This window comes from Thermoanaerobacterium sp. R66 (assembly GCF_028895185.1).
Classification (GTDB): domain Bacteria; phylum Bacillota; class Thermoanaerobacteria; order Thermoanaerobacterales; family Thermoanaerobacteraceae; genus Thermoanaerobacterium.
Map to the genome: position 1 here is coordinate 2494249 of NZ_JAEUWW010000001.1, position 24649 is coordinate 2518897.

The window sequence follows — 24649 nt, forward strand, 5'->3', positions numbered from 1 at the left end:
ATAATTGTTGTGACCAAAGAGCATATATCTAAGTTGACAGAAGATTTAAAGAATATCATTATATACAAAAATATAATGAAAGATGCTACAGTAGACAAAGCCATAAAAATTTTAAATTTACTTGTCAGTGAAAAAGTGGATGAAGGCAAAGTCTATGAGCTGTACAGCGATTTATTTTCGGATTTATCGAATTATGCTGTGGAAAATAATGTGTATTCTGAGGTTTGGAAATCGAAAATAGATGAATTAGCAAGAGTTGATGAAAACATATTTAGCATGTTAACTGAGAAATTTGAACAAGATTCCATTGATGAAACATTGAAGATGGCTGCAAAAAGAGAGCTTGAATACTTAAAAAGATTTTCGGAAGTGGATTTTGCGGATTGCCTTAGAAAGTGTTTGAAATTTAATGTGATTTCGTGGGAACATCTTTTAGAATCATCTGAAAGGCATAGACAATATTTGGTAGACTGCAATAACGCTGATGATGTAGCAAAATACTATAGAGAAAATGGCTGTGGCATATATGGCGTGTATAGAGCATTTAGATGGCTTGATGGGAAGATTGTTGGTGTAGAAAATCCCGATCCTATTGAATTTGAAGATTTGGTAGGATATGAAGATGAGCATAGAATCGTCATAGATAACACAGATAGGTTTCTGAGAGGTTTGCCAGCCTCAAACATTTTGCTTTATGGAGATAGAGGAACTGGCAAATCCTCAACTGTAAAGGCTGTATTGAATATGTACTATAAAAGAGGTCTTAGGCTTATTGAGGTAAGTCGCCAAGATCTTTTGGATTTAAACAAAATTATAAGTGTCATAAGCAAAAGAGGCCTTAGGTTTATTCTGTTTTTGGATGATTTATCGTTTGAAGAAAATGAGACTGAATATAAAATTCTAAAATCAACACTTGAAGGCGGTATAGAGAAGCTTCCTACCAATGTTTTAATATATGCTACTTCAAATAGAAGGCACATGATAAAAGAGTATTTAACTGATAATGTGCAAAGTGAAATTCATTCATTAGATACAAAGCAAGAAAAACTTTCATTGGCAGATAGGTTCGGAATAACTGTTACTTTCCAATCACCTGGCAAAGAAGAATATTTAAAGATAGTCGAATCTTTAGCTCAAAAATATCATATTGATTTAGACAGAGATACATTGATAAGAGAATCGATGAGATGGAGCTCTTGGCATAATGGCATGTCACCAAGAACCGCCAGACAATTTATCGATCATTTGAGAACTTGCTGATGGGATTTCAAAATCCCTTTATTTTTTTATTTTTTTGCAAAAAAAATTTTCGACATAATTCGTCCTTATTCAATAAAAACAAACCTGGTTTTATGATGCAAAACCATGTAATCGGCTATTTGCATGGCGTTAAATGTTTACACATGGAATATTATATCATTTTCTGTCGATAAAAAATATTCTAAAAAAAAGAAGGATTTTTGAGGGATAAATAGAATATTATAATAGAATTTTTACTTTAATAGTAAATTTTTGATAAAAATTCAAAGCTTAGAACGAATTAAGGGGGTAAAATTATGTATTACAAAAGAGTAAGCGAGTACGTATCGACAATAAACTATGGTGACAAGATGATAGTGAGGAAATACGCTGTAGTAAAATCAGAGGTAAAAGTATTTAATGGCGGCGAAAATGTTGATGTGCCGTCGTATGGAATCGAAATTGCGGAGCAGATAACTGAGAAGGGTATAGTGAAGGAAGAGCTTGGTGATGTAGTAGTTCATGTAAGTCCATACAAAGACAAAGTGGAAGATATGGCAAAGAGATTTTGCATCGATGACTTGTCACCGCTGCATTTGTCAGACATAATGGATGATTTATATTATCAATACATAGATGATTACGATGAATACGCAAAAGAATGCAAAATTGCAATATGAGGGCTTAAAGCCTTCTTTTTTTATTGCAGTTTTAAGTTTATAATAACATTAATAGAACGATAACGGAGATGATGTTTATGAAGATCGTATCAAATGGAGAAATGAGAGAAATAGAATCTATAGCCATAAATTCTCTTGGAATACCATCTGTGTGCCTTATGGAAAATGCCGGCCGCGTTGTGGCAGAACATGCAGCAGAATACCTGATTAGTTGCAATAGAAATAATGTGGTGATTATGTGCGGTAAAGGAAATAATGGCGGAGATGGCTTTGTTGCTGCAAGATACCTTTTCAACAGAGGTTTTGATGTGAAGGTCTTTGTAGTATCAAGTATAGGATTGATTTCTGGTGATGCAAAGAAAAACCTCGACATAATAATCAATATGGGGATTTACGTGGCAGAAATCCTTCAAAAAGAGCAACTAAAATTTCTTGAAAAGAGCATCAAAGAATCTGATTTAGTCATAGATGCGCTATATGGAACAGGTCTCGACAGAGAAGTGTCAGGTATAAGCAAAGACATCATAGACATTGTGAATGGATCTGGCAAATACGTCATATCTGTCGATATACCATCAGGAATAAATGGTGACAATGGTAAGGTAGAAGGCTGTGCGGTAAAAGCAAATGCTACGGTAACTATGCAGTTTATGAAAAAGGGGATTGCTGTATATCCGGGTGTAGATTATGCTGGGAAAGTGGTTGTGGCCGACATAGGCATACCGAATAATTTAGTCGACAATATTAAGTGCAGATACAATATGATTTCACAGGACGATGTTGTATTGCCTAAAAGATATAAGAATACCCATAAAGGAGATTATGGCAAGCTTTTGATTGTAGCTGGTTCAAAAGACATGACTGGTGCAGCAGCTTTGTGCGCTATGAGCGCAATAAAGACAGGATGTGGCATAGTTAAATTAGCTGTGCCAAAGGCTATACAAGGAATTATGCAAAGCAGTTTGAAAGAAATCATAACGTATGGATTGGATGACAAAGATGGAGCATTTTATTTAGGTTCAGTTGGCGAAGTGTTAGAGTTGGCGAATACTGTCGATGCTGTGGCGATAGGACCTGGGCTTACAAATAGCTCCAATGTAAAAGAGTTTGTAAAAGAAGTCATATTAAAGCTTGAAAAACCATTAGTTCTTGATGCTGATGCATTGAATGCTATATCTGATTCAGTGGATATGATAATCGGCAAAGATGTAATTTTGACACCACATATGGGCGAGATGTCGAGATTATTAGGAGTTTCTGTTGATGATATAAATAATAATATATACGCAACTGTTGAAAAGTTCATTTCAAAGTATAAAGCGACACTTGTTCTTAAAAGTTCAAGAACAGTAATAGGAAACGATACTGAAGGCATATATATTAATTGTACAGGGAATCCGGGTATGGCTACGGCAGGCTCTGGAGATGTCTTGACCGGCATGATATCGTCATTTTTGGTTCAGGGATTAAAAGGGGTAAAAGCGGCCATTTACGGAGTTTACTACCATGGAAAAGCAGGTGATATGGCTTCAGAAAAGTATGGAGAATACGGACTTACTGCGACAAACATACTTGAATATATTCCATATGCAATGAAAATGTAAAGAGGTGATGTGATTGAGGAGACTTTTGTTTGTGCTATTGCTTATATTGACTATTTTTTTGTCAGGATGCATAAAAAAGTCTCACTTAGATGTGCCTTCAAATGTAAAAAAAACAATTCAAAGTTTAAAAAGTTATACTTCAGATGTTGAAGTTCAGCTTAATAATAATAAAAATATAAAGAGATATACCATGAAGCAGTTTTATAAAAATGGAAAGTACCGCATGGAAATATACGATGAGTCTAATAAACCTGATAAAGTCATCGTGTACGACGGCAATAGGAGTTACGTGTATTTTTCAAAAATAAATCAGACATTTATAGAGGATGATAGCGAAAACATACCTGCATATTCCATGTTTTCATCATTTATAGATAATTTTAAAAAAGCCGGCGAGATAAAAGAAAGTGAAGACGGCGAATTTTACCAAATCGATGTTCCTATTTTAAACGGGAATACTTTTATGTACAGTGAATCGGTTGAATTTTCGAAAAAAGATTATAAACCGGTATCTATGAAGATTTATGACATAAATGGGAAGGTTTTTGCTGAGATGAAGTACGCAAATTTCGTGTATAATCCAGAGTTAGATGATGGCCTTTTTGCCGAAAAAGATATTTCTACATTCAGCAGGTACTTCCGCACTGATATTAACATGTCTGTAGATATAAAAGATGTATATAAATACTCAGGCATAAACCCAGTATTTCCTGGATACATTCCTAAAGGGTATACTCTTGAAAATATAAGTGTAGATTTGTCAAATAATAATTCAATTAATTTAACATATTTAAACGGTAATGATATAATAAAAATTGTTGAAAGTGTTAGCGCTTTTGATGGGAAAGGCTTTGATAAAGGGCGCATTGGAAATACTATTTATTATAAAAGAGGGAATAGATATATTTTAGATAGAAATGGTCTCATTGTTGATTTGATGATTAATGAAAAAATAAGTTCTGACGAAGCACTGATGATTTTAAATTCTTTAATTTGATTTGGAGGTAATTATGCTTAATTTGTATAGACCAACATGGGCAGAAGTTAATTTGGATAATATAATTCACAACTACAAAGAGATAAGAAAAATCACTGATAAAAATGCTGGCATAATGGCAGTAGTCAAGGCGAATGCCTATGGGCATGGTTCGTATGAAGTGTCGAAGGAATTGATAAATTGTGGTGTAGATTATCTGGCTGTTGCAACAATAGACGAGGCTCTGGAACTAAGAGAGCAGGGTATATCAAAGCCAATACTTATTTTAGGATATACTCCAGCAAAGTTTGCTGATGTGATTGTAAAGCACGATATTACTCAGACAGCATTTGAGCTAAGTTACGTAAAAGAGGTAGCAAAGGTGGCTCAAAAGCTTGGCAAAGATGCTAAGATTCATGTTAAGATAGATACAGGGATGGGTCGCATCGGCTACAATGACATGAATAAAGCTTATGAGGAGATTTTATCCATGTCAAATCTTGCTGGAATCAACATTGAAGGCATATTTAGCCATTTTTCGTCATCAGACGAAAAAGACAAGGAGTACACGTTAAGGCAGCTTGAAATTTTTTTAAGTCTTATAGAAAGGCTTAAAATGTCTGGTATATACATTCCTATTAGGCACATAGCAAACAGTGCTGCAATATTAGACATGCCTGAAACACACCTTGACATGGTAAGACCGGGGATTATACTTTATGGAAGTTTTCCTTCAACTGAAGTCAATAAAAAAATTGATTTACGTCCCACTATATCATTAAGATCGAAAGTCGTCTATGTTAAAGATGTGGGTGAAGGAGAATATATAAGCTACAACAGAACGTATAGGACAAACAGAAAAAGCCGCATAGCTACTTTGCCTATAGGGTATGCAGATGGCTTAAATAGGCTTTTATCAAATAATCACAATGTCATAATAAATGGCAAATATGCTCCTATAGTTGGTAAAATATGCATGGATCAATGTATGGTTGATGTGACAGAGATTGAAGATGTTAAGGAAGGAGATATTGCTACTATTATGGGAGAAGCAGATGGCAAATTCATAAGCGCTGATGAAATTGCAAATAAATTAAAAACTATTTCTTATGAAGTATATTGTGGAATATCCAGACGGGTACCAAGAATATATATATTTAATGGAGAGATAACAAAAGTAGAAAATTATTTAAAATGTTAAATATTATGTATAAAAATAATAAAGATTGACATTAATATATATAGCAGTATATAATAAATTATATAAGTGTGTTAGGAGGTCATAATTGTGGGCGAGACAAAAAGAATACTCGTCAGTTTGCCGGAAAGCTTACTGGAGGAAGTTGATGTACTTGCAGCTATGGAAAATAGAAACCGCAGTGAATTTATAAGAGAAGCCATGAAATTATACATTAAAGAGAGAAAGAAGATGAAGATAAGGGAGAGCATGAAGAAAGGGTACCTTGAGATGGCGGCTATAAATGCAGAACTTGCGGAATTGGGCCTAACCGCTGACAACGAATGCTTTAACGGATACGAAAAGAAATTGAAAAAGTGTGATTGATATGATTGTAAAGCGTGGAGATATTTTATATGCTGATTTAAGCCCTGTCATAGGCTCAGAACAGGGTGGTGTTAGGCCCGTACTTGTAATACAGAACGATATCGGCAATAAGTACAGCCCTACAGTTATTGTGTCAGCAATAACATCTCAGATAAACAAAGCTAAATTGCCGACACATGTTGAGATAAATGGAACGGAATACGGTCTTAATAAGGATTCAGTTATCTTATTAGAACAAATAAGGACTATAGACAAAAAGCGTCTAAGAGAAAAAATAGGCCATTTTGACCAAGAGATGATGGAAAAAGTAAATGAGGCATTGCAGATAAGCCTTGGATTGATAGATTTTTAAGGACAAATTAGAAAAATGTCCTTTTATTTTTACGGCATTTTTCGCGATTTAAATAGATTTTTGTTGAAATAGGCGAGTTTTTTGTATAAAATAAAACTAAAGAAGGGGGCTTAGCTTGTGAATAAGATTTATGGATTGATATTGGTATTTGTTGTGATGTTAGCTGTAATTGGAATTGTGTACGCTGATTCGACTCAAGATCCCGGTAGTCAACAGGATCCGATAGTCACAAAAAGCTATGTAGATAGCAAGTACGATGATTTAAAAAGCTACATAGATAGTAAAGCAAGCACATCAAGCAGCAATTACGACATAGTCGAACTAAAACCTGGTGAAAGCATCACACTTTATCAAGGATCTGAGGCTATAGTCAGAACTGACAATACATCAACGATTGTCACCAGCACTGATGGCGTATCGGATTTGACAGGTGGAAAAGATTTAAAAAACAATGCATTGATACCAGCAAATCATCTGTTGCTTTTCCCACGGTCAGATGGCAGAGGAATAAAGGCGAAAGCTGATACTATAATCGTGGTAATGGGAAAATACACAAAAAATTAAAATGCGCTTTAAAGCGCTTTATTTTTTTCTAAAATATGGTATTGCCCAAGGTTATATTAAAGTGATATAATTCAAGTGATACAATACTAAAATAATGAAGGAGAGATATTCTTTGAGTCTGAAGAAAATACTCGTATTTTTTGTAGCACTATCATTAGCAGTATCTGCAATTGTAGATGTATCCAGAATTAGCGTTGAAAATAAGTACAACACGGTGGAAACCGTGGCTGACCTTTATAACTTTGAAAATTTGGCTGAGAATACGGGAATGAGTGTACAGGACGTTTTGACGACATTTAAAGAGAACGGCTTAAAAGGAGTGGCAGTACCTGAAGTAACGTTAAACAGACTTCAGGAAATCGGCAAAATAGCACTTTACAAGATGTCGGATGTGGAAAATATTTATAACCTTAAGAATACCGCTGGCAATTCTGCACTGACGTCATACATTAAAAGCTTAAGCGACAGCCAAAAAAGGATCGAGAAGGATTATATCGTTGTAACTACAGACGATGTTTCGACTTATGATTTCTTGAAGTCATCTTTGACTAAAAGGGTACCGTCTGGCAAGTTGACTATTTTAAAAAATGGGAATAACTATGCATTTATTTTAAACGAAGACATGGACACTTTTGCTGACCAAGGCTTAGGTTTTGACAAAAATGATTTGGACATGGTAAAATCATTGGGTCTTGATATAATACCAAGGGTAGAAAATTACAATGGCATAAAAGACAAAGACATACAAAACTACGTAGAGCTTTTAAAACATTACGGCGTGAAGACAGTAGTGTTTGGCGGAAATGATGTATTGGGAAACCCTGATAAAATATCGTATGCGGCATCTTTATTTAAAAAGAACGGAATCGCTATCGGAATTATTGATACACCTATGGGCAAAAGCTTACAAGCTGGAACAGAAAAGTTTACGAAATTTGACGGTTACGATGGAGTTAAAGTTTACGGTCTTTCTGAAGCTGAGACAGCTAAGTACGATACAAGTGGAATAGTTGATAGATGGTACAGATCTATCATAGAGAGAGATGTGCGAATTATATACATTAGAGCAAAAGTCGATACGACTAAGTCTCAAAATTACAATTTGAAGCAGAACATATCCATGTTGAAAGAGATAAATGACCTTGTGAATTATGCAGGACTTAATTTAGGCGTAGTGAAGCCTTTAAGCCCGATTCATCAATCAAAGATAATAGAAGTGTTGATTGCATTAGGCGTTGTTGCAGGTGGAATTCTCCTCTTAATGCTTTTTGGACTTAGGGAAAGGTACTCCTTAATACTTACGATTTTAGGCATCGTCATATCGGCGCTTTTGATTTTAACAAAGTACAATGACCTTGGCGTCAAATCAGTAGCTTTATTGTCATCTATAATATATCCATCGCTGGCTATAGGGTATTTCATCGATGGCAGCAAAAAGATTATCGATGGCGGAGAAGATGGCCATTATGTGAGAGATTCGCTTTACATTTTCTTTAAGACTGTTTTAATATCTTTAGCCGGTGGGTTAATAATTGCGGCGATTATGGCAGACAGCAAATACATGTTGAAGTTAGACTACTTTAGAGGCGTGAAGTTGTCATTTACGGTACCGGTGGTAGTGTATATAGCGTATTACGGCTATAAAGTGTGGAATATAAATACATTTAGGAAATTGACTGATGCCTCCATTAAGATACTAAATACAGATATTAAGATATGGCATGTATTGGCTGTTTTGATAGCTGGTTTTGTAGGAATTGTATATATTTCGCGAACAGGCAATACACCAGTTATAAAGCCCACATCAATAGAGCTTAAGTTTAGAAGCTTGCTTGAACATTACCTTGTGGCAAGGCCAAGGACGAAGGAATTTTTAGTTGGATATCCTGCTTTAATATTAAGCATATACGCTGCTAAAAAGAAATCAAAATCAATGAATTTTATACTTGGAATACTGGCATCTATCGGAATACTGTCGATGCCTAATACTATGAGTCATGTGGAAAGCGTGCTTAAAATTGCGTTAGAGCGTACTGTAATAAGCTGGGTGTTTGGGCTTATAATAGGATTAGTTGCATTAAAAGTTGTTGATGTTTTTATGAGATATATAAAGATGAAGAATGTTCACAATTGATTTTACTTACTTTTATTAAGCCGTGGAGGTAAAGATAATGAAAATTTTGATATCGGGGTATTATGGCTTTGAAAACACTGGCGATGATGCTGTCTTAGAATGCATCGTCGCCGGACTTAAAGAAAGAGGTGTAGATGACATCACGGTGCTTTCAAATGCGCCTTATGTTACTTCATCTAAGTACGGTGTAAAGTCTATAAATCGAAATTCACTTAAAGATATTTTTAACGGGATAAGGGATTCTGATGTCATTATAAGCGGCGGTGGAAGTTTAATACAAGATGTCACAAGCAGCAAAAGCTTATGGTACTATCTATCAATAATCTTTTTAGGTATTTTGTTGAGAAAAAAAGTGTACATCGTAGGACAAGGAATAGGGCCTATACAGCACAAATACAATAAAATTTTGGCTAATTTTTTATTAAAAAGGGTAGACATGATTACGGTAAGAGACAAGGATTCGCTCTCCATTTTAAAAGAACTTAATATCGAAAAAAATGCTATTCTCGCTGCTGATCCTGTCGTTAACTTAAATGTCTGCAGCGATGAAAGAATAGAGAAAATATTGGAAGACGAGGAAATCGATAAGAATAGGTACATAGTTGTATGTACCAGAGAGTGGGGAAACAATGAATTATCGCGAGTAGAGCTTGCTAAAGCTATTGATGCCATATCAACAAAGTACAACTTAGAAGTTGTTTTTTTGCCATTTTACTATAAAAAAGATGAATTAGAGAGTAAGAAGGTAGCTAACTACTTAAAATCTCCTTATAAGGTCATAAGAGGTAAGTACGAGCCTAATGAAATATTGGGAATAATAAAAAAATGCAGTTTACTTATTGGGGTAAGACTTCATTCACTGATATTTGCTTTGGTGGCATTAGTGCCATTTATAGGCATATCTTACGATCCGAAAATTGATGGTTTTTTGAATTCAGTCGATTCAAAGATTTTTAAGATAGACAAGTTTTCTTCAGATGAAATAGTCAACTATGCTGAATCTATTTTAAACAATAGAGATGAGTTTATAGAGAATTTAAAAATTCATCTTAAAGCGTTAAGAGAATTGTCTAAAAACAACTTCGTATATTTAAAAAATAATGATGACGAGGTGTAAAGATGGTTGGAAGGTTTGTGATTTTCGATGTGCCAATTGATAAAGTTAATATGAAACAAGCTGTTGATACTGTAGAAAAATTTTTATCTGAAGATAGACTTCATATGATTGCCACTCCAAATGCTGAGATTGTAATGATGGCGCAGAAAGATCCTGAGTATAAGGAGATTTTAAACAAGACAGACTTAAATGTTCCTGATGGCAGTGGTGTTATTTTTGCATCAAAGATTTACAAGGAAGAGCTTCCGGAGAGAGTTGCAGGATTTGATTTGATGATGGAGCTTATAAAAGTTGCCGCTGAAAAAAAGTATAAGATATATCTTTTAGGTGCTAAATCTGATGTGGTGAAAGGCGCATATCTTAATTTGAAAAGGCAGTACAGTGAAATCGACATAGTTGGATTTCACGATGGATATTTTAGTAAAGACGATGAAGCGGAAATCATAAAAGACATAAATGAGAAGAATACAGATTTATTATTTGTCGCATTAGGCGCACCAAAACAAGAAAAATGGATATACGAGAATAAAAATAGATTAAAAGCAAAAGTGGCAATTGGCGTTGGCGGAAGCTTTGACGTTATAGCAGGGAAAGTCACTCGCGCGCCAGAAATATACAGGAAGTTGGGGCTAGAGTGGTTTTATCGCCTTTTGAAAGAGCCATGGAGATATAAGCGAATGATGGCATTGCCTAAGTTTGCGGTTAAAGTGCTTTTTTCAAAAAAACCAAAGTGATGTAAGAAAGGACACATTTTTATGAGCGAAAAGGTAAAAAAGATCGTAATGGATTTTATGTGGATCACAATAGGTACACTGCTGCTTACTTTATCACTTGATCTATTTTTGATACCAAACCAGATTGCTCCTGGTGGTGTAAGCGGTCTTGCCATCGTTTTAAATTATATTTTTAAGTGGCCTGTTGGAGCCGTCACACTCCTCATAAATATTCCTCTTTTTTTAATATCCATCAAAGTTTTGGGTTCGGTTTTTGGAGCTAAGACGCTGTACTCTACTTTGCTTCTTGGTGTTTCAATTGATGCCCTATCATTTTTAAAGCCTATGACCCATAACCCGATGCTGGCGGCTGTTTATGGAGGCCTTATAATGGGCTTAGGCCTTGGGATAGTTATAAAGTATGGTGCTACTACAGGTGGCACTGACCTTGCAGCAATGACGCTTCACAAGTACATACCTTTTCTGACCGTTGGCAGGATTTTGCTTATCATAGATTTTATAATAATCGCATTAGCTGGAATCGAGTTTAGTCCGGAGCTTGCTTTATATGCATTAGCAACAGAATTTATTGCGATAAAGGTCATAGATGTCATTCAAGAAGGAACCGATTACGAAAGAATTGCTATAATTATCTCAGATAAATACGAGGAAATAAGCCATTCCATCCTGTACGACATGGATAGAGGTGTTACGGAGCTAAAAGGTGTTGGAGGATATTCTAAGCAGGAAAAAAACGTTTTGCTTGTGGTTGTAAATAGAAGCGAAGTAACCACATTAAGAAATGTGGTCAAAAAAATAGACCCAAAAGCTTTCGTGATTTTGTCTACAGCCCATGAGGTTTTAGGTGAGGGATTTAGAAACATGTAAGAAAGGACATGGTTATTGCCATGCCCTTTTTATCTATCAAAGTATATGTTTTTTCCCGTAGCTGACAACGGTATGCCTACTACGATTTCACCATCTATAAGATTTAATCTCTTTGCGCTTATGCCGATCCTGTACATTATTCGGTTGTCTACGTTTAGCATGCTGGCAGTTTTCACTGCAGATCCTATTGCAATGCCCAGATCGATAAGCCTCCAAGCGCACATAGGGCCGTCAAATTCTGTTCCTTTTTTGAAATCTGGCAGCTCATCGCACTTGTTGTATCCGCAAGCTCCGCAGTTTAAACCAGCTTTTTTTGGCTTGTTAAGAGAAACAAGCAGCACGGCTCCAGATCTTTCGACATTTTTGCCGTCCCTATCGAAATTTTTCTTTCCAGATTCTATTCCGTATTTAACCATATCTTCATTAAGTCTTTTTAAATCGTCTCCGGTTATGACTTTTGTCTCTATAAAGTCTTGACCGGATGCTTTTGGTGCTGTTCTTGCAGACAAAGCCATGAGTTCTGCTGCTAATTCGATAACATTCATTGAAATCCCTCCATTTATTTTTATCACAACAATATTATATTACTATTTTCTCACCATACAAAATCATACAGCGCAATGTTTTAGTATATATAAAATTTTTAGTTGGCATATAAAAAGCTTTTTTATAAGACAATATTAGTAGCAAATAAAAGAAATCACACTTATATGTATATACAGCATTATAGACAATAAACTATACAAGTGCTAAAATATTATTAAATTTATAAAAGGGGAAATACAAATGGATAAAGACATTTTAAATAAAATAGATAAGCTTAAGAAAGAGCGAAATGCAGTTATATTAAGTCATTTTTATCAAAGACCGGAAATCCAAGATATCGCTGATTTCATTGGAGATTCACTGGAATTATCAAGGAAGGCGGCAGAGACAGATGCAGATGTAGTCGTATTTTGCGGTGTCCACTTTATGGCTGAAACCGCCAGCATACTGTCACCTGATAAGATGGTGCTTCTTCCAAATATAGGTGCGGGTTGCCCTATGGCTGAAATGGCTGACTATGATGGACTTTTAAGGTTAAAAGAACAACATCCAGATGCTTATGTTGTAAGCTATGTCAACACTACTGCAGAAGTAAAAGCGTTAAGCGATATATGCTGTACATCTGCCAATGCTGTAAAAGTAGTAAATACAATACCAAAGGAGAAAGAGATTATCTTTGTCCCAGACAAAAATTTGGGACGCTATGTGGAAAAGGTGACAGGGAGAAATATGATAATTTGGCAAGGATACTGTAATACTCACAATAAGTTGTCAAGACTTGAAGTCCAATTGACAAAGGAAAAATATCCTGAAGCGGTAGTATTGGCTCATCCAGAGTGCAGAGAAGATGTTTTAGATATTGCAGATGGAGTTTTCTCTACATCTGGCATGATAAAATTTGTAAAAGACAGCAATGCCAGTGAATTTATAATATGCACAGAAGATGGCATATTACATCAATTGCAGAAAAAATATCCTGATAAAAAATTCATACTTCCTTCTAATAAGCTGGTATGTCCCAACATGAAGAAGACGAAAATTGAAGATGTTTTGTATAGTCTTGAGAATTTGCGGCCAGAGGTAAAAGTCCCTGACGATATTAGACAAAAAGCTATTATTCCAATTAGAAGGATGTTAGATGTAAAATGAGCTACAGCGTAAATTTTGATTCTAATGAAGTGGAAAGCTACATGAGCGATTATGCAATAGTTGGCAGTGGTATAGCTGGCCTTAATGCAGCCTATTTGGCAAAGGACTATGGAGAAGTTTTTTTGTTGACCAAAGATAGACTTTCCCACTCAAGTTCATCATTGGCACAGGGCGGTATAGCCTGTGTAATATCTCAAGTAGATAGCTTTCAGTCTCACATAGAAGATACTGTTTATGCTGGTGCGGGGCTATGTGACAGAGAAGCTGTAGAAGTCTTAGTTAAAGAGGCGCCATTAAATATTAAGAGCCTTATTGATTTGGGCGTTAACTTTGACAAGAAGGATGGTCAGCTTGAGCTAGGAAGGGAAGGGGCACATTCTGCAAATAGGATAATACATGCGGGAGATTACACTGGTAGAGAAATAATAAATGGACTTATATCTGTTTTAGATGGTGTCAAAATTTTCGAGGATACTTTAGTTCTTGATTTGCTTGTAAAAGATAATATGGTGAAAGGTGTTTTAGCGAAGAACTTGGTTTCAAATCAATTTTTCATCGTGTGGGCAAAAGTGGTTGTATTAGCAACGGGCGGTGCCGGAAATCTTTTTTTAAATACGACAAATCCTGACACATCAACGGGTGATGGCATTTCACTTGCAGCAAGACAAGGTGCATTGTTGAAAGATATGGAATTCATGCAGTTTCATCCGACCGCACTGCATGGCAAGGATGGGGAAAGGTTTCTCATTACTGAAGCTATAAGAGGTGAAGGTGGCATACTTAGAAACGAAAAAGGTGTAAGGTTTATGCCATTTTATCATGAGTTAAAAGAGCTTGCGCCACGGGATGTGGTATCAAGAGCAATTTTAAGCGAAATACGCAAAAGCAAAATAGATTATGTATACTTGGATGTTTCAAATATAGACAAAAGTTTGTTTAAGAGGCGCTTTCCATCTATATTCGAAAAAATTGAAAAAATGGGTATTGACATTGAAAAAGATTATATACCTGTATCACCTGCTGCACATTATTATATGGGTGGAATCGCTACAGATCTAAACGGGGAAACTACTATAAAAGGGCTTTACGCTTGTGGAGAATGTGCTTGTACTGGCGTACAAGGAGCTAATAGGCTTGCCAGCAATTCATTGTTGGAAGGTTTGGTTTTTTCTACGAGGGCTGTTAGCGATTCAAAAAAATATTTAAACAATAAGATTGTACCTTCACATTTTTACAATTATGATAAGATTGATATGGAAATAGATGTAAATGAACTGAGGCATAAGCTGCAGCATCTTATGGAGGCGAATGTTGGCATTATAAGAAGTGAAAGCAGCTTAAAAACAATGCTCAATTGGCTAAAACTTCATGAAGATATACTTTACATGAATGCAGATGATAGGGCGAAAAGCGAACTTTTAAGTTTATACATTTTAAGCAAGTACATGACAATATCTGCTCTTTTAAGAAAGGAAAGCAGAGGAAGTCATTTTAGAACTGATTACCCGGAAGAAAATGAAATGTACAGAAGACATATATTGATAAAAGGAGATGAAATTTATTTTGATGGACAGGATTATAGCACAAAAATTGATAGATAACTATATTTTGGAAGATTTAACGTGGGGCGACATTACTACAGATTTGCTTATAACTAAAGGTGCAAAAGCTAAAGGATATTTATATGCAAAGGCTGACGGTATAATAGCTGGTATTGATGCTTTTTTGATGGTTTTTAATGCTTTTGATAAAGATATAGAGCATGTAAAGTATTTTAAAGATGGTGATGCTGTTAAAAAAGGTGATTTGATATTAGAGACTTATGGTGAACTGAATTCTTGCCTTAAGGCGGAACGAGTCGCACTAAACCTTATGCAGAGGATGTCAGGAATAGCCACATACGTCAGGATGCTTAAGGACATAATAAGTGAAACTAAGGCTCAATTGACAGATACGCGAAAGACGATGCCTGGCTTAAGGTATTTTGACAAATATGCAGTTTTGGTAGGCGGTGGTATTAATCATAGGTACAATTTATCTGACGGGATTTTAATAAAAGATAATCACATAAAAGCAGTTGGAGGAATTAAAAACGCATTGACTATGATCAAAAACAGTGTTTCCCATACTAAGAAAATAGAAATAGAGGTTGAGACGATCCACGAGCTGAAAGAAGCGCTGAAATACGGAGCAGATATTATAATGCTTGATAACATGACTATTGGCATGATGAAGGAAGCTGTTGAAATAACTGATGGCAAAGCAATATTAGAGGCATCTGGAAATATCAATGAAGACAATATATTGCAAGTGGCTAAAACAGGCGTTGATATTATATCAGTTGGTGCAATTACTCATTCGGTAAAGGCGCTTGATATAAGTTATGATTTATAAGATGTGTTAAGTGGAACAATAACCATGAGGTGATACAATGCAAAAGTTTTGGGAAGGATACGGTGACCTTACATTGGCCTCATGGGTTTTAAGAGCATTAACTGCTTATGTTTTACTTTTGTTTCTTTTAAGAATAATGGGGCAGAGAACTCTTTCTAATATGAAGATGAGCGATTTTGTCATATCTATAGCCTTTGGAAACATCATTGCTCATCAACTTTCTGACAGCAGTTTAGGTTTGAGGGGCCCTGTGATTACAAGTGTAACATTTGCTGTTTTGTACATTCTGTTTAATTTTTTTACGATGAAATACACTAAATTAAGGAAAATGGTTGATTTGGATGTCATACCGCTTATATATGAAGGTGAAATCATAAAAAGCGGATTAAAAAAAGGCAAAATAGACTTAGATTTGCTGATGACAGAGCTTAGACTCCACAATGTTTTGAGTGTTAGAGATGTTCATGCTGCATATTTAGAAAGCAACGGGAAGATAAGTATAATAAAGAATGTAGACAGTCAAGGTGTGACATTGAAGGATCTGGACATAAAAAAGGCCCCTATACATGCTCCCATAGCTATCATTGAAGATGGAATAGTGTTGCACAGAAATTTAGAGATGATTGGAAAAGATGAAAAGTGGCTTATGGAAAATTTGCACGCTTACAGCATATCGAATTTTAAAGACGTTTTTCTTGCAGTATATGAAACAAATGACATACTATACGTTACAAAAAAATAAGGAGCAATGCTCCTTATTTTTATAGTTTTTCAAACTGATCCTTTCCTACACCACAATCAGGGCATACCCAATCATCTGGCAAATCTTCAAACTTAGTTCCTGGTGGTATATTTTGCGTTGGGTCGCCAACTTCTGGATCATATATGTACCCGCAAACTGTGCATTCCCATTTTTCCATATTTCTCAACCCTTTCTTTTTTTATCTATAACTATATTATATCAGCTAAGAATAGCCAAAATCAATATTGAAAATGATTTTATTCCAAATTTTGCACAAGCGTGTTATGATTGGTATAAAATGGATTTGATTTGGCATATAATTTAATAAAAAAACGAAAGGTTGTTCAATAATGAGAAAAATAGCTGTGTTAGTTATTTTGGTATGTGCAATTCTTGTGTCGTGTGGGAAAGCAAAACCTGTTGAAAATAGCGTTAAAACGGCAAACACAGTAAAGAACAAAGAAGTTAATAAAATGGAAGTAGATTATAAAAAATTGTATTACGGACTTCCTGAAGTCAATCTTCCTCAGTACAATTTTGTTTACTCAAATGCGGATGACAATGCTTATAAGAAAATTGTATTTGCAAATTACGACAAGCTTCTTATATACGATGGAAAAGCTTTGGTGCTATTTAGAAACAAAAAGTTTTACAAGGTAATAGATGCAGAAAAAATCAATTTAAAGTATTTCCAAGGCAATAAATCGACAAAATTTATATTCAGTCCTTATGGAAATTTTGCGGTAGGAGGCAATAGTTTGTCGGATGATGAAATATATTTAATAAATGTTAATACAGGTGAACTTCGTAATATATATTCAGGTGATATTGATAAAGTAAATGTCAATTGGTCGCCCTTGGAAAAATACTTAGTTTTGTTAGATGATGATAAACCATCAAAAGCGTATATTGTAAATTTAGACAATTTTAAAATATATGCTAAAAACCTTCCATTTGATGCTAATAATGTATGTATTGATGACATGGGAAAGGTGTTTTATGATGGCAATGGAATATTTAAAGATGACAGCAAAATATCGTCTGGCAACTTGATATGCATAGATTATGACAATTTGTATGCTTACGAAGATAAGACATTTACCTTAAGAGATGTGCTAACGGGTAAAAGCTTAAATAATTATGATGTCGGATTTAAAATAGGAAGTGCAATGTATAAAGATGACAACATACTTTTAAAAGATGCAGATGAGAATGATAGCATCATATACAATATCGATGAAAAAAAGTTTTACAAGGTTGATGGAAATGTAATAAACATATCAAAAGACATCTTTGGGAAAAAGTCCTATTATTTTATAAAAAAGAATGGTACAGGCGATATTTTTATCGTCGATGAAGCAAGTGGAAAATCAAAGAAGACACTGTATGCTTTTTCGCCGATAGTAGATATAAATACATACTTAGGTTTTTCTATTGGGAATGAAATAGATTCATCAACAGTTAAAATTGGTGTTAATGACAATAATCTAAGCTATACTGTTGATTTAATAAACTAAAAATTTTGATGCGGAGCGATTGCCTCCGCTTTTTGATTTCTGATGAATTTTATAATCATACAGGTATGTAGTATAATTTATAAATAGATAATATGGTAATTTTTAACGAAAGGGTGTTTGCTATGGCAAAGGAAATAAAATTAGGATTTGTGGGTTTGGGATACATTGGGACTATTCATGCTACCGCATGTTTTGCAATGCCTTTGATTTTTAAAAACTTACCATTTAAAATCAAATTCGGCTCAGTATGTAAAAATGACATAAATGGTATACCTTACTTTTTTGAAGGCGGTGTAAAAACCGTTGACGAATTGTTAGAAGATAAAAACTTAAATGCTGTTGATATATGTACTCCTAATTTCTTACACAAACAACAAGCCATCGAAGTAATGAAAAGAAATTTGAATGTGTACCTTGAAAAACCTATTGGATTAAATGGTGAAGAAGCGTTAGAGCTGGCAAACATGGCAAATGATAAAAATATAATAAATCAAGCAGCTTTGATGTACAGATTTATGCCTGCAATAAACCAAGCAAGGGATATGATTAAAAATGGTGAAATAGGAGATGTGCTTAATTTTAAAGCTTTAATGTTGCACTCCGGATATTTGGACCCGAAAAGACCTATGTCGTGGAAAATGCGCTTTGATACATCTGGTGGCGGTTCAATAATAGATCTGGGCATACATCTTATTGATGCTGTTCGATTTATGTTAGGAGAAGTAGATGAAGTTCGAGCAAACTCAAAGACGTATTTTAAAGAAAGGCCTGTATCGAAGACTGTAGGCGATTACGAAGAAGTAGACGTAGACGATTGGACAGAAGTGCGAATAACCATGAAAAATGGTGCTTGGGGTACTGTTGAGACATCGAGGATATCTGCAGAAATTGAGGAAGAAACACAATTTTTAATATATGGTACAAAAGGTTCAATAAAAATATCTACAAAGGAGCCCAGATATGCTCATCTATATGTAAAAAATGAAAATCAATATACGATTGGCGCTTATAAAAATAAAAGTATATTTTCAAAATACTTAGAAACTATATATCCAGATCCTAAGTATTCATTGGGATTTATGGTAGACATGCATTTAGCAAGCCCTATGAATTTCTTCTTAAACATTGTAGAGGGGAAAATAGTACATAAAGAAACACCAACTTTTGATGAAGCTTATAAAAGTCAGTTAGTGATAGACAAAATAATAGAATCCGCGAAAGATGACGGTTCTTTGATAAAACTTTAAGTCGTAAAAAGGAGAATAGACGAGAAAATTGCGGTAATTTCTGCATTATCTCGTCTATTTTGATTTATATAGACATATTTTAATGTTGATATATTTTTTTAGAAGTGGTATATTAACATACGTCGCTTCTTTGAGGAGCGAATAAAGACACCACAAAATACCAGACAGAAAGCAGTTGACAGAGAGAAGATAATGTGGTAAGATAGACGATGTCGCGATAAGCGGCGAGGGAGACGAACCTTGAAAACCGAACAGTGAGATATAAGAGCAAAGGATATAAACATGAGAGTTTGATCCTGGCTCAGGACGAACGCTGGCGGCGTGCCTAACACATGCAAGTCGAGCGATCCGGCACTCAACTAAGCGCTTACAGAAAAAAAGACAGAAAAGAAAGATAAAGCAAAAAGAGAGAAAAATGAGTAAACGCGGAGTTGAGTGCCGGATAGCGGCGGACGGGTGAGTAACGCGTGGACAATCTACCCTGTAGACTGGGATAACACCTCGAAAGGGGTGCTAATACCGGATAATGTCAAATGATGGCATCATCATTTGAAGAAAGGAGAAATCCGCTATAGGATGAGTCCGCGTCCCATTAGCTAGTTGGCGGGGTAAAAGCCCACCAAGGCGACGATGGGTAGCCGGCCTGAGAGGGTGAACGGCCACACTGGAACTGAGACACGGTCCAGACTCCTACGGGAGGCAGCAGTGGGGAATATTGTGCAATGGGGGAAACCCTGACACAGCGACGCCGCGTGAGCGAAGAAGGCCTTCGGGTCGTAAAGCTCAATAGTATGGGAAGATAATGACGGTACCATACGAAAGCCCCGGCTAACTACGTGCCAGCAGCCGCGGTAATACGTAGGGGGCGAGCGTTGTCCGGAATTACTGGGCGTAAAGAGCACGTAGGCGGCTATAAAAGTCAGATGTGAAAAACCTGGGCTCAACCGAGGGTATGCATCTGAAACTAAATAGCTTGAGTCAAGGAGAGGAGAGCGGAATTCCTGGTGTAGCGGTGAAATGCGTAGAGATCAGGAAGAATACCAGTGGCGAAAGCGGCTCTCTGGACTTGAACTGACGCTGAGGTGCGAAAGCGTGGGGAGCAAACAGGATTAGATACCCTGGTAGTCCACGCCGTAAACGATGGATACTAGGTGTGGGTGAGGAATCATCCGTGCCGGAGTTAACGCAATAAGTATCCCGCCTGGGGAGTACGGCCGCAAGGTTGAAACTCAAAGGAATTGACGGGGGCCCGCACAAGCAGCGGAGCATGTGGTTTAATTCGAAGCAACGCGAAGAACCTTACCAGGGCTTGACATCCACAGAATCTGGTAGAAATACCGGAGTGCCTCGCAAGAGGAGCTGTGAGACAGGTGGTGCATGGTTGTCGTCAGCTCGTGTCGTGAGATGTTGGGTTAAGTCCCGCAACGAGCGCAACCCCTGTTGGTAGTTACCAGCGTAAAGACGGGGACTCTACCGAGACTGCCGTGGAAAACACGGAGGAAGGCGGGGATGACGTCAAATCATCATGCCCTTTATGCCCTGGGCTACACACGTGCTACAATGGCCTGAACAGAGGGCAGCGAAGGAGCGATCCGGAGCGAATCCCAGAAAACAGGTCCCAGTTCAGATTGCAGGCTGCAACCCGCCTGCATGAAGACGGAGTTGCTAGTAATCGCGGATCAGCATGCCGCGGTGAATACGTTCCCGGGCCTTGTACACACCGCCCGTCACACCACGAGAGTTTACAACACCCGAAGTCAGTGACCTAACCGCAAGGGAGGAGCTGCCGAAGGTGGGGTAAATGATTGGGGTGAAGTCGTAACAAGGTAGCCGTATCGGAAGGTGCGGCTGGATCACCTCCTTTCTAAGGAGCAATCCTTACAACAAGTCGTATCTCACTGTTCAGTTTTGAGGGTTTAGACCCTCAGGAAAGTGAACCTTGAAAACTGCACAATGCAAATATGGGTAACGAAGAAAAACGAGGAAACAATAGGTCAAGTTAGAAAGGGCGTATGGTGGATGCCCAGGCACTTAGAGCCGAAGAAGGACGCAGCAAGCGGCGAAACGCTCCGGGGAGTCGCAAGCAGACGCAGATCCGGAGATCTCCGAATGGGGAAACCCGCTTAAGGTAATACTTAAGCATCCCATGGTGAACACATAGCCATGAGGAAGGGACACCGCGTGAACTGAAACATCTAAGTAGCGCGAGGAAAAGAAAGAAAAAATCGATTTCCTGAGTAGTGGCGAGCGAAAAGGAAAGAGCCCAAACCATCACCATTGGTGATGGGGTTTAGGACCACAAGAAGGTATGAAAAGCGAAGCCGAACAGACCTGGGAAGGCAGGCCAAAGAAGGTGAAAGCCCTGTAGGCGTAGGCTTTAAATACCGAGTGGGATCCAGAGTACCACAGGATAGGCAACCCGGTGGGAAGACGGGAGGACCATCTCCCAAGGCTAAATACTCCTAAGTGACCGATAGCGCATAGTACCGTGAGGGAAAGGTGAAAAGAACCCCGGGAGGGGAGTGAAAGAGAACCTGAAACCATATGTCCACAAGCAGTGGAAGCGAAAGCGACCACGTACTTTTTGTAGAACGGACCGGCGAGTTATAGATATGCAGCGAGGTTAAGCGAAAGCGGAGCCGAAGCGAAAGCGAGTCTTAAAAGGGCGAGAGTTGCATATCATAGACCCGAAACCGTGCGACCTACCCATGATCAGGGTGAAGCCGGAGTAAGATCTGGTGGAGGCCCGAACCACGTTGACGTTGAAAAGTCATGGGATGAATTGTGGGTAGCGGAGAAATTCCAATCGAGCTCGGAGATAGCTGGTTCTCCCCGAAATAGCTTTAGGGCTAGCCTCAGGGGGAAGGAAATATGGAGGTAGAGCACTGAATGGACTAGGGGCCAAAGAGGTTACCGAACCCTATCAAACTCCGAATGCCATATTGAGACCCTGGGAGTCAGACTACGAGTGATAAGATCCGTGGTCAAAAGGGAAAGAGCCCAGACCGACAGCTAAGGTCCCAAAGAGCATGTTAAGTGGAAAAGGAAGTAGGATTTCCAAGACAACCAGGATGTTGGCTTAGAAGCAGCCATACATTCAAAGAGTGCGTAATAGCTCACTGGTCGAGAAATCCCGCGCCGAAAATAAACGGGGCTAAAACATGCCACCGAAGCTACGGATTCTGAAAAGAATGGTAGGGGAGCGTACTGTACAGGACGAAGGATAAGCGAAAGCGAATCTGGACAGTACAGTAGAGAGAATGCCGGTATAAGTAACGAGAGTAAGGCGAGAAACCTTACCGTCGAAAGCCTAAGGATTCCTGGGGAAGGATAATCCGCCCAGGGTAAGTCGGGACCTAAGCCGAGGCGAAAGCGTAGGCGATGGAGAACCGGTAATAAATCCGGTACCACCGAAATCCGCTAAAAGAGAAGCAAGGACGCAGCGAGATAAGAAAAGCGTGCGGTTGGTAGAGCACGTCCAAGCAGCGACGAAAAGAGCTTTGAGTGAAGTACCAAAGCTCATAAGAGCTGTGATGGGGAGCCGAAAGGCGAAGTTTCGAAGGGGCTGCCAAGAAAAGTTGCTATCGAGGATGAGGTGCCCGTACCACAAACCGACACAGGTAGGCGAGGAGAGAATCCAAAGACGAGCGGGAGAACCCTCATTAAGGAACTCGGCAAAAAGACTCCGTAACTTCGGGAGAAGGAGTGCCGAAAGGCCGCAGAGAAGAGGCCCAAGCGACTGTTTACCAAAAACACAGGTTTCTGCTAAGTCGAAAGACGAAGTATAGGAGCTGACGCCTGCCCGGTGCTGGAAGGTTAAGGGGAAGGGTCAGGAGAAAATCCAAAGCTCTGAACTTAAGCCCCAGTAAACGGCGGCCGTAACTATAACGGTCCTAAGGTAGCGAAATTCCTTGTCGGGTAAGTTCCGACCTGCACGAAAGGCGTAACGACTTGGGCGCTGTCTTGAAGGGGGACCCGGTGAAATTGTAGTACTCGTGAAGATGCGAGTTACCCGCGACAGGACAGAAAGACCCCATGGAGCTTTACTGCAGCTTGTCACTGAATTTTAGTAATATCTGTACAGGATAGGTGGGAGGCGGAGAAATATGGGCGCCAGCCTATATGGAGCCGACGTTGGGATACCACCCTGATATTACCGAAATTCTAACATAGGAGCCGTAAACCGGCATATGGACACTGACAGGCGGGCAGTTTGACTGGGGCGGTCGCCTCCTAAAAAGTAACGGAGGCGTCCAAAGGTTACCTCAGCGCGGAAGGAAATCGCGCGAAAGAGTGCAAAGGCAGAAGGTAGCCTAACTGCGAGAAAGACAATTCGAGCAGGGACGAAAGTCGGGCTTAGTGATCCGGCGGTAGAGAATGGGATTGCCGTCGCTCAACGGATAAAAGCTACCCTGGGGATAACAGGCTGATCTCCCCCAAGAGTCCACATCGACGGGGAGGTTTGGCACCTCGATGTCGGCTCATCGCATCCTGGGGCTGAAGTAGGTCCCAAGGGTTGGGCTGTTCGCCCATTAAAGCGGTACGCGAGCTGGGTTCAGAACGTCGTGAGACAGTTCGGTCCCTATCCGTCGCGGGCGCAGGAAATTTGAGAGGATCTGCCCTTAGTACGAGAGGACCGGGGTGGACAAACCGATGGTGTACCAGTTGCAAAGCCTTTTGCACAGCTGGGTAGCCAAGTTTGGAAGGGATAAACGCTGAAAGCATCTAAGCGTGAAACCCACCTCAAGATAAGATTTCCCATCCGAAAGGAGTAAGACACCTTGAAGAAGACGAGGTAGATAGGCCGGAGGTGTAAGAGTAGAAATACTTTCAGCTGACCGGTACTAATAAGTCGAGGACTTGACCTTTAGCATTGTGCAGTATTCAAAGTTCATTTAGAAGCATATATGTGAAGAATCCAAAGAAGAAAATATTATTGTAGAGAGCGATTAATTGCGTTTTCGTAATATACTCGGCGAACGGAGTGAAGTGAGGCGTAAAAAGCCGTCACAACGCATAGACGGCTTTAGCCGAACAAACGAAGAGAGCCGAAAGTATATAGAAAACACAATTTGCGAACGGAAATAATATTTTCAAAGAGAAGAATCAGCATATATGCAAAGAAAATGAACGAAAGATTTCCGGTGGCAATAGCGGAGGTTAAAAACCCGTTCCCATACCGAACACGGAAGTGAAGCCCTCCAGCGCCGATGGTACTGATTA

20 protein-coding genes and 3 rRNA genes are annotated in these 24649 nt (G+C 38.2%); 21 read left to right on the plus strand and 2 right to left on the minus strand.

The window, feature by feature from the left end; genetic code table 11:
• The first annotated feature begins 9 nt into the window (after positions 1-9).
• The 12 genes from JJQ93_RS12620 to JJQ93_RS12675 all read left to right on the plus strand — a co-directional run bounded on the left by JJQ93_RS12620 (position 10) and on the right by JJQ93_RS12675 (position 11831).
• The gene (locus JJQ93_RS12620) at positions 10-1260 is read left to right on the plus strand and encodes an ATP-binding protein (protein WP_274893997.1); all 1251 of its coding nucleotides are present in this window, start codon (positions 10-12) and stop codon (positions 1258-1260) included.
• 296 nt (positions 1261-1556) lie between these two features.
• A complete protein-coding gene (locus tag JJQ93_RS12625; RefSeq protein ID WP_274893998.1) occupies positions 1557-1919 on the plus strand; it encodes a DUF6514 family protein in 363 nt (120 codons plus the stop codon).
• Positions 1920-1996: 77 nt separating this feature from the next.
• Entirely contained in the window at positions 1997-3523 is a 1527-nt protein-coding gene (locus tag JJQ93_RS12630) for an NAD(P)H-hydrate dehydratase (protein WP_274893999.1), read from the plus strand.
• Positions 3524-3536: 13 nt separating this feature from the next.
• Entirely contained in the window at positions 3537-4520 is a 984-nt protein-coding gene (locus JJQ93_RS12635; protein WP_274894001.1) for a LolA family protein, read from the plus strand.
• Positions 4521-4533: 13 nt separating this feature from the next.
• Positions 4534-5700: an alanine racemase gene (gene alr / locus JJQ93_RS12640; protein ID WP_085113575.1), complete on the plus strand. Its 1167-nt coding sequence runs from the start codon at positions 4534-4536 to the stop codon at positions 5698-5700.
• 87 nt (positions 5701-5787) lie between these two features.
• Positions 5788-6063 (plus strand): CopG family ribbon-helix-helix protein, encoded by a 276-nt coding sequence (locus tag JJQ93_RS12645; protein WP_013297076.1) that lies wholly within the window; start codon positions 5788-5790, stop codon positions 6061-6063.
• Position 6064: 1 nt separating this feature from the next.
• Positions 6065-6415: a type II toxin-antitoxin system PemK/MazF family toxin gene (locus JJQ93_RS12650; RefSeq protein ID WP_014758038.1), complete on the plus strand. Its 351-nt coding sequence runs from the start codon at positions 6065-6067 to the stop codon at positions 6413-6415.
• A gap of 117 nt (positions 6416-6532) precedes the next feature.
• Positions 6533-6979 carry a hypothetical protein gene (locus JJQ93_RS12655; protein ID WP_274894002.1) on the plus strand — a complete coding sequence of 149 codons (447 nt, stop codon included), beginning with the start codon at positions 6533-6535 and terminating at the stop codon, positions 6977-6979.
• Positions 6980-7091: 112 nt separating this feature from the next.
• Entirely contained in the window at positions 7092-9113 is a 2022-nt protein-coding gene (locus JJQ93_RS12660) for a DUF5693 family protein (protein WP_274894003.1), read from the plus strand.
• A 37-nt stretch (positions 9114-9150) separates the two neighbouring features.
• The gene (gene csaB / locus JJQ93_RS12665) at positions 9151-10230 is read left to right on the plus strand and encodes a polysaccharide pyruvyl transferase CsaB (RefSeq protein ID WP_274894004.1); all 1080 of its coding nucleotides are present in this window, start codon (positions 9151-9153) and stop codon (positions 10228-10230) included.
• Between the two features lie 2 nt (positions 10231-10232).
• Entirely contained in the window at positions 10233-10964 is a 732-nt protein-coding gene (locus JJQ93_RS12670; protein ID WP_274894005.1) for a WecB/TagA/CpsF family glycosyltransferase, read from the plus strand.
• A 21-nt stretch (positions 10965-10985) separates the two neighbouring features.
• Positions 10986-11831, plus strand: coding sequence for a YitT family protein (locus tag JJQ93_RS12675; RefSeq protein ID WP_274894006.1), 846 nt, complete (start codon positions 10986-10988; stop codon positions 11829-11831).
• A gap of 29 nt (positions 11832-11860) precedes the next feature.
• On the opposite strand, the gene JJQ93_RS12680 is transcribed toward JJQ93_RS12675, so the two are convergent.
• Positions 11861-12376: a ferredoxin domain-containing protein gene (locus JJQ93_RS12680; protein WP_085113569.1), complete on the minus strand. Its 516-nt coding sequence runs from the start codon at positions 12374-12376 to the stop codon at positions 11861-11863.
• A gap of 241 nt (positions 12377-12617) precedes the next feature.
• Between JJQ93_RS12680 and nadA the strand changes: the two genes are divergently transcribed.
• From nadA to JJQ93_RS12700, 4 genes are read left to right on the plus strand one after another with little or no spacing between them, the layout of a single operon-like run.
• Positions 12618-13526 carry a quinolinate synthase NadA gene (gene nadA / locus JJQ93_RS12685; protein ID WP_085113568.1) on the plus strand — a complete coding sequence of 303 codons (909 nt, stop codon included), beginning with the start codon at positions 12618-12620 and terminating at the stop codon, positions 13524-13526.
• Positions 13523-15127, plus strand: a complete 1605-nt coding sequence (nadB, locus tag JJQ93_RS12690) for an L-aspartate oxidase (RefSeq protein WP_274894007.1) — start codon at positions 13523-13525, stop codon at positions 15125-15127. Before nadA ends, nadB begins: the two co-directional genes overlap by 4 nt.
• The gene (nadC, locus tag JJQ93_RS12695) at positions 15093-15920 is read left to right on the plus strand and encodes a carboxylating nicotinate-nucleotide diphosphorylase (protein WP_464852087.1); all 828 of its coding nucleotides are present in this window, start codon (positions 15093-15095) and stop codon (positions 15918-15920) included. The genes nadB and nadC overlap by 35 nt, the downstream gene beginning before the upstream one ends.
• Positions 15921-15957: 37 nt before the next feature.
• Positions 15958-16662: a DUF421 domain-containing protein gene (locus JJQ93_RS12700; protein WP_274894009.1), complete on the plus strand. Its 705-nt coding sequence runs from the start codon at positions 15958-15960 to the stop codon at positions 16660-16662.
• A 19-nt stretch (positions 16663-16681) separates the two neighbouring features.
• Here JJQ93_RS12700 and rd read toward each other — a convergent pair whose 3' ends face one another.
• The gene (gene rd, locus JJQ93_RS12705) at positions 16682-16840 is read right to left on the minus strand and encodes a rubredoxin (RefSeq protein ID WP_013787237.1); all 159 of its coding nucleotides are present in this window, start codon (positions 16838-16840) and stop codon (positions 16682-16684) included.
• 172 nt (positions 16841-17012) lie between these two features.
• Between rd and JJQ93_RS12710 the strand changes: the two genes are divergently transcribed.
• From JJQ93_RS12710 to rrf, 5 genes are all read left to right on the plus strand, one after another.
• A complete protein-coding gene (locus tag JJQ93_RS12710) occupies positions 17013-18179 on the plus strand; it encodes a hypothetical protein (RefSeq protein ID WP_274894012.1) in 1167 nt (388 codons plus the stop codon).
• Between the two features lie 122 nt (positions 18180-18301).
• Entirely contained in the window at positions 18302-19426 is a 1125-nt protein-coding gene (locus JJQ93_RS12715) for a Gfo/Idh/MocA family protein (RefSeq protein ID WP_274894107.1), read from the plus strand.
• A 278-nt stretch (positions 19427-19704) separates the two neighbouring features.
• Positions 19705-21290, plus strand: a 16S ribosomal RNA gene (locus JJQ93_RS12720).
• Between the two features lie 128 nt (positions 21291-21418).
• A 23S ribosomal RNA gene (locus JJQ93_RS12725) occupies positions 21419-24294 on the plus strand.
• 272 nt (positions 24295-24566) lie between these two features.
• Positions 24567-24649 (plus strand): 5S ribosomal RNA (gene rrf, locus JJQ93_RS12730); the annotation flags it as partial.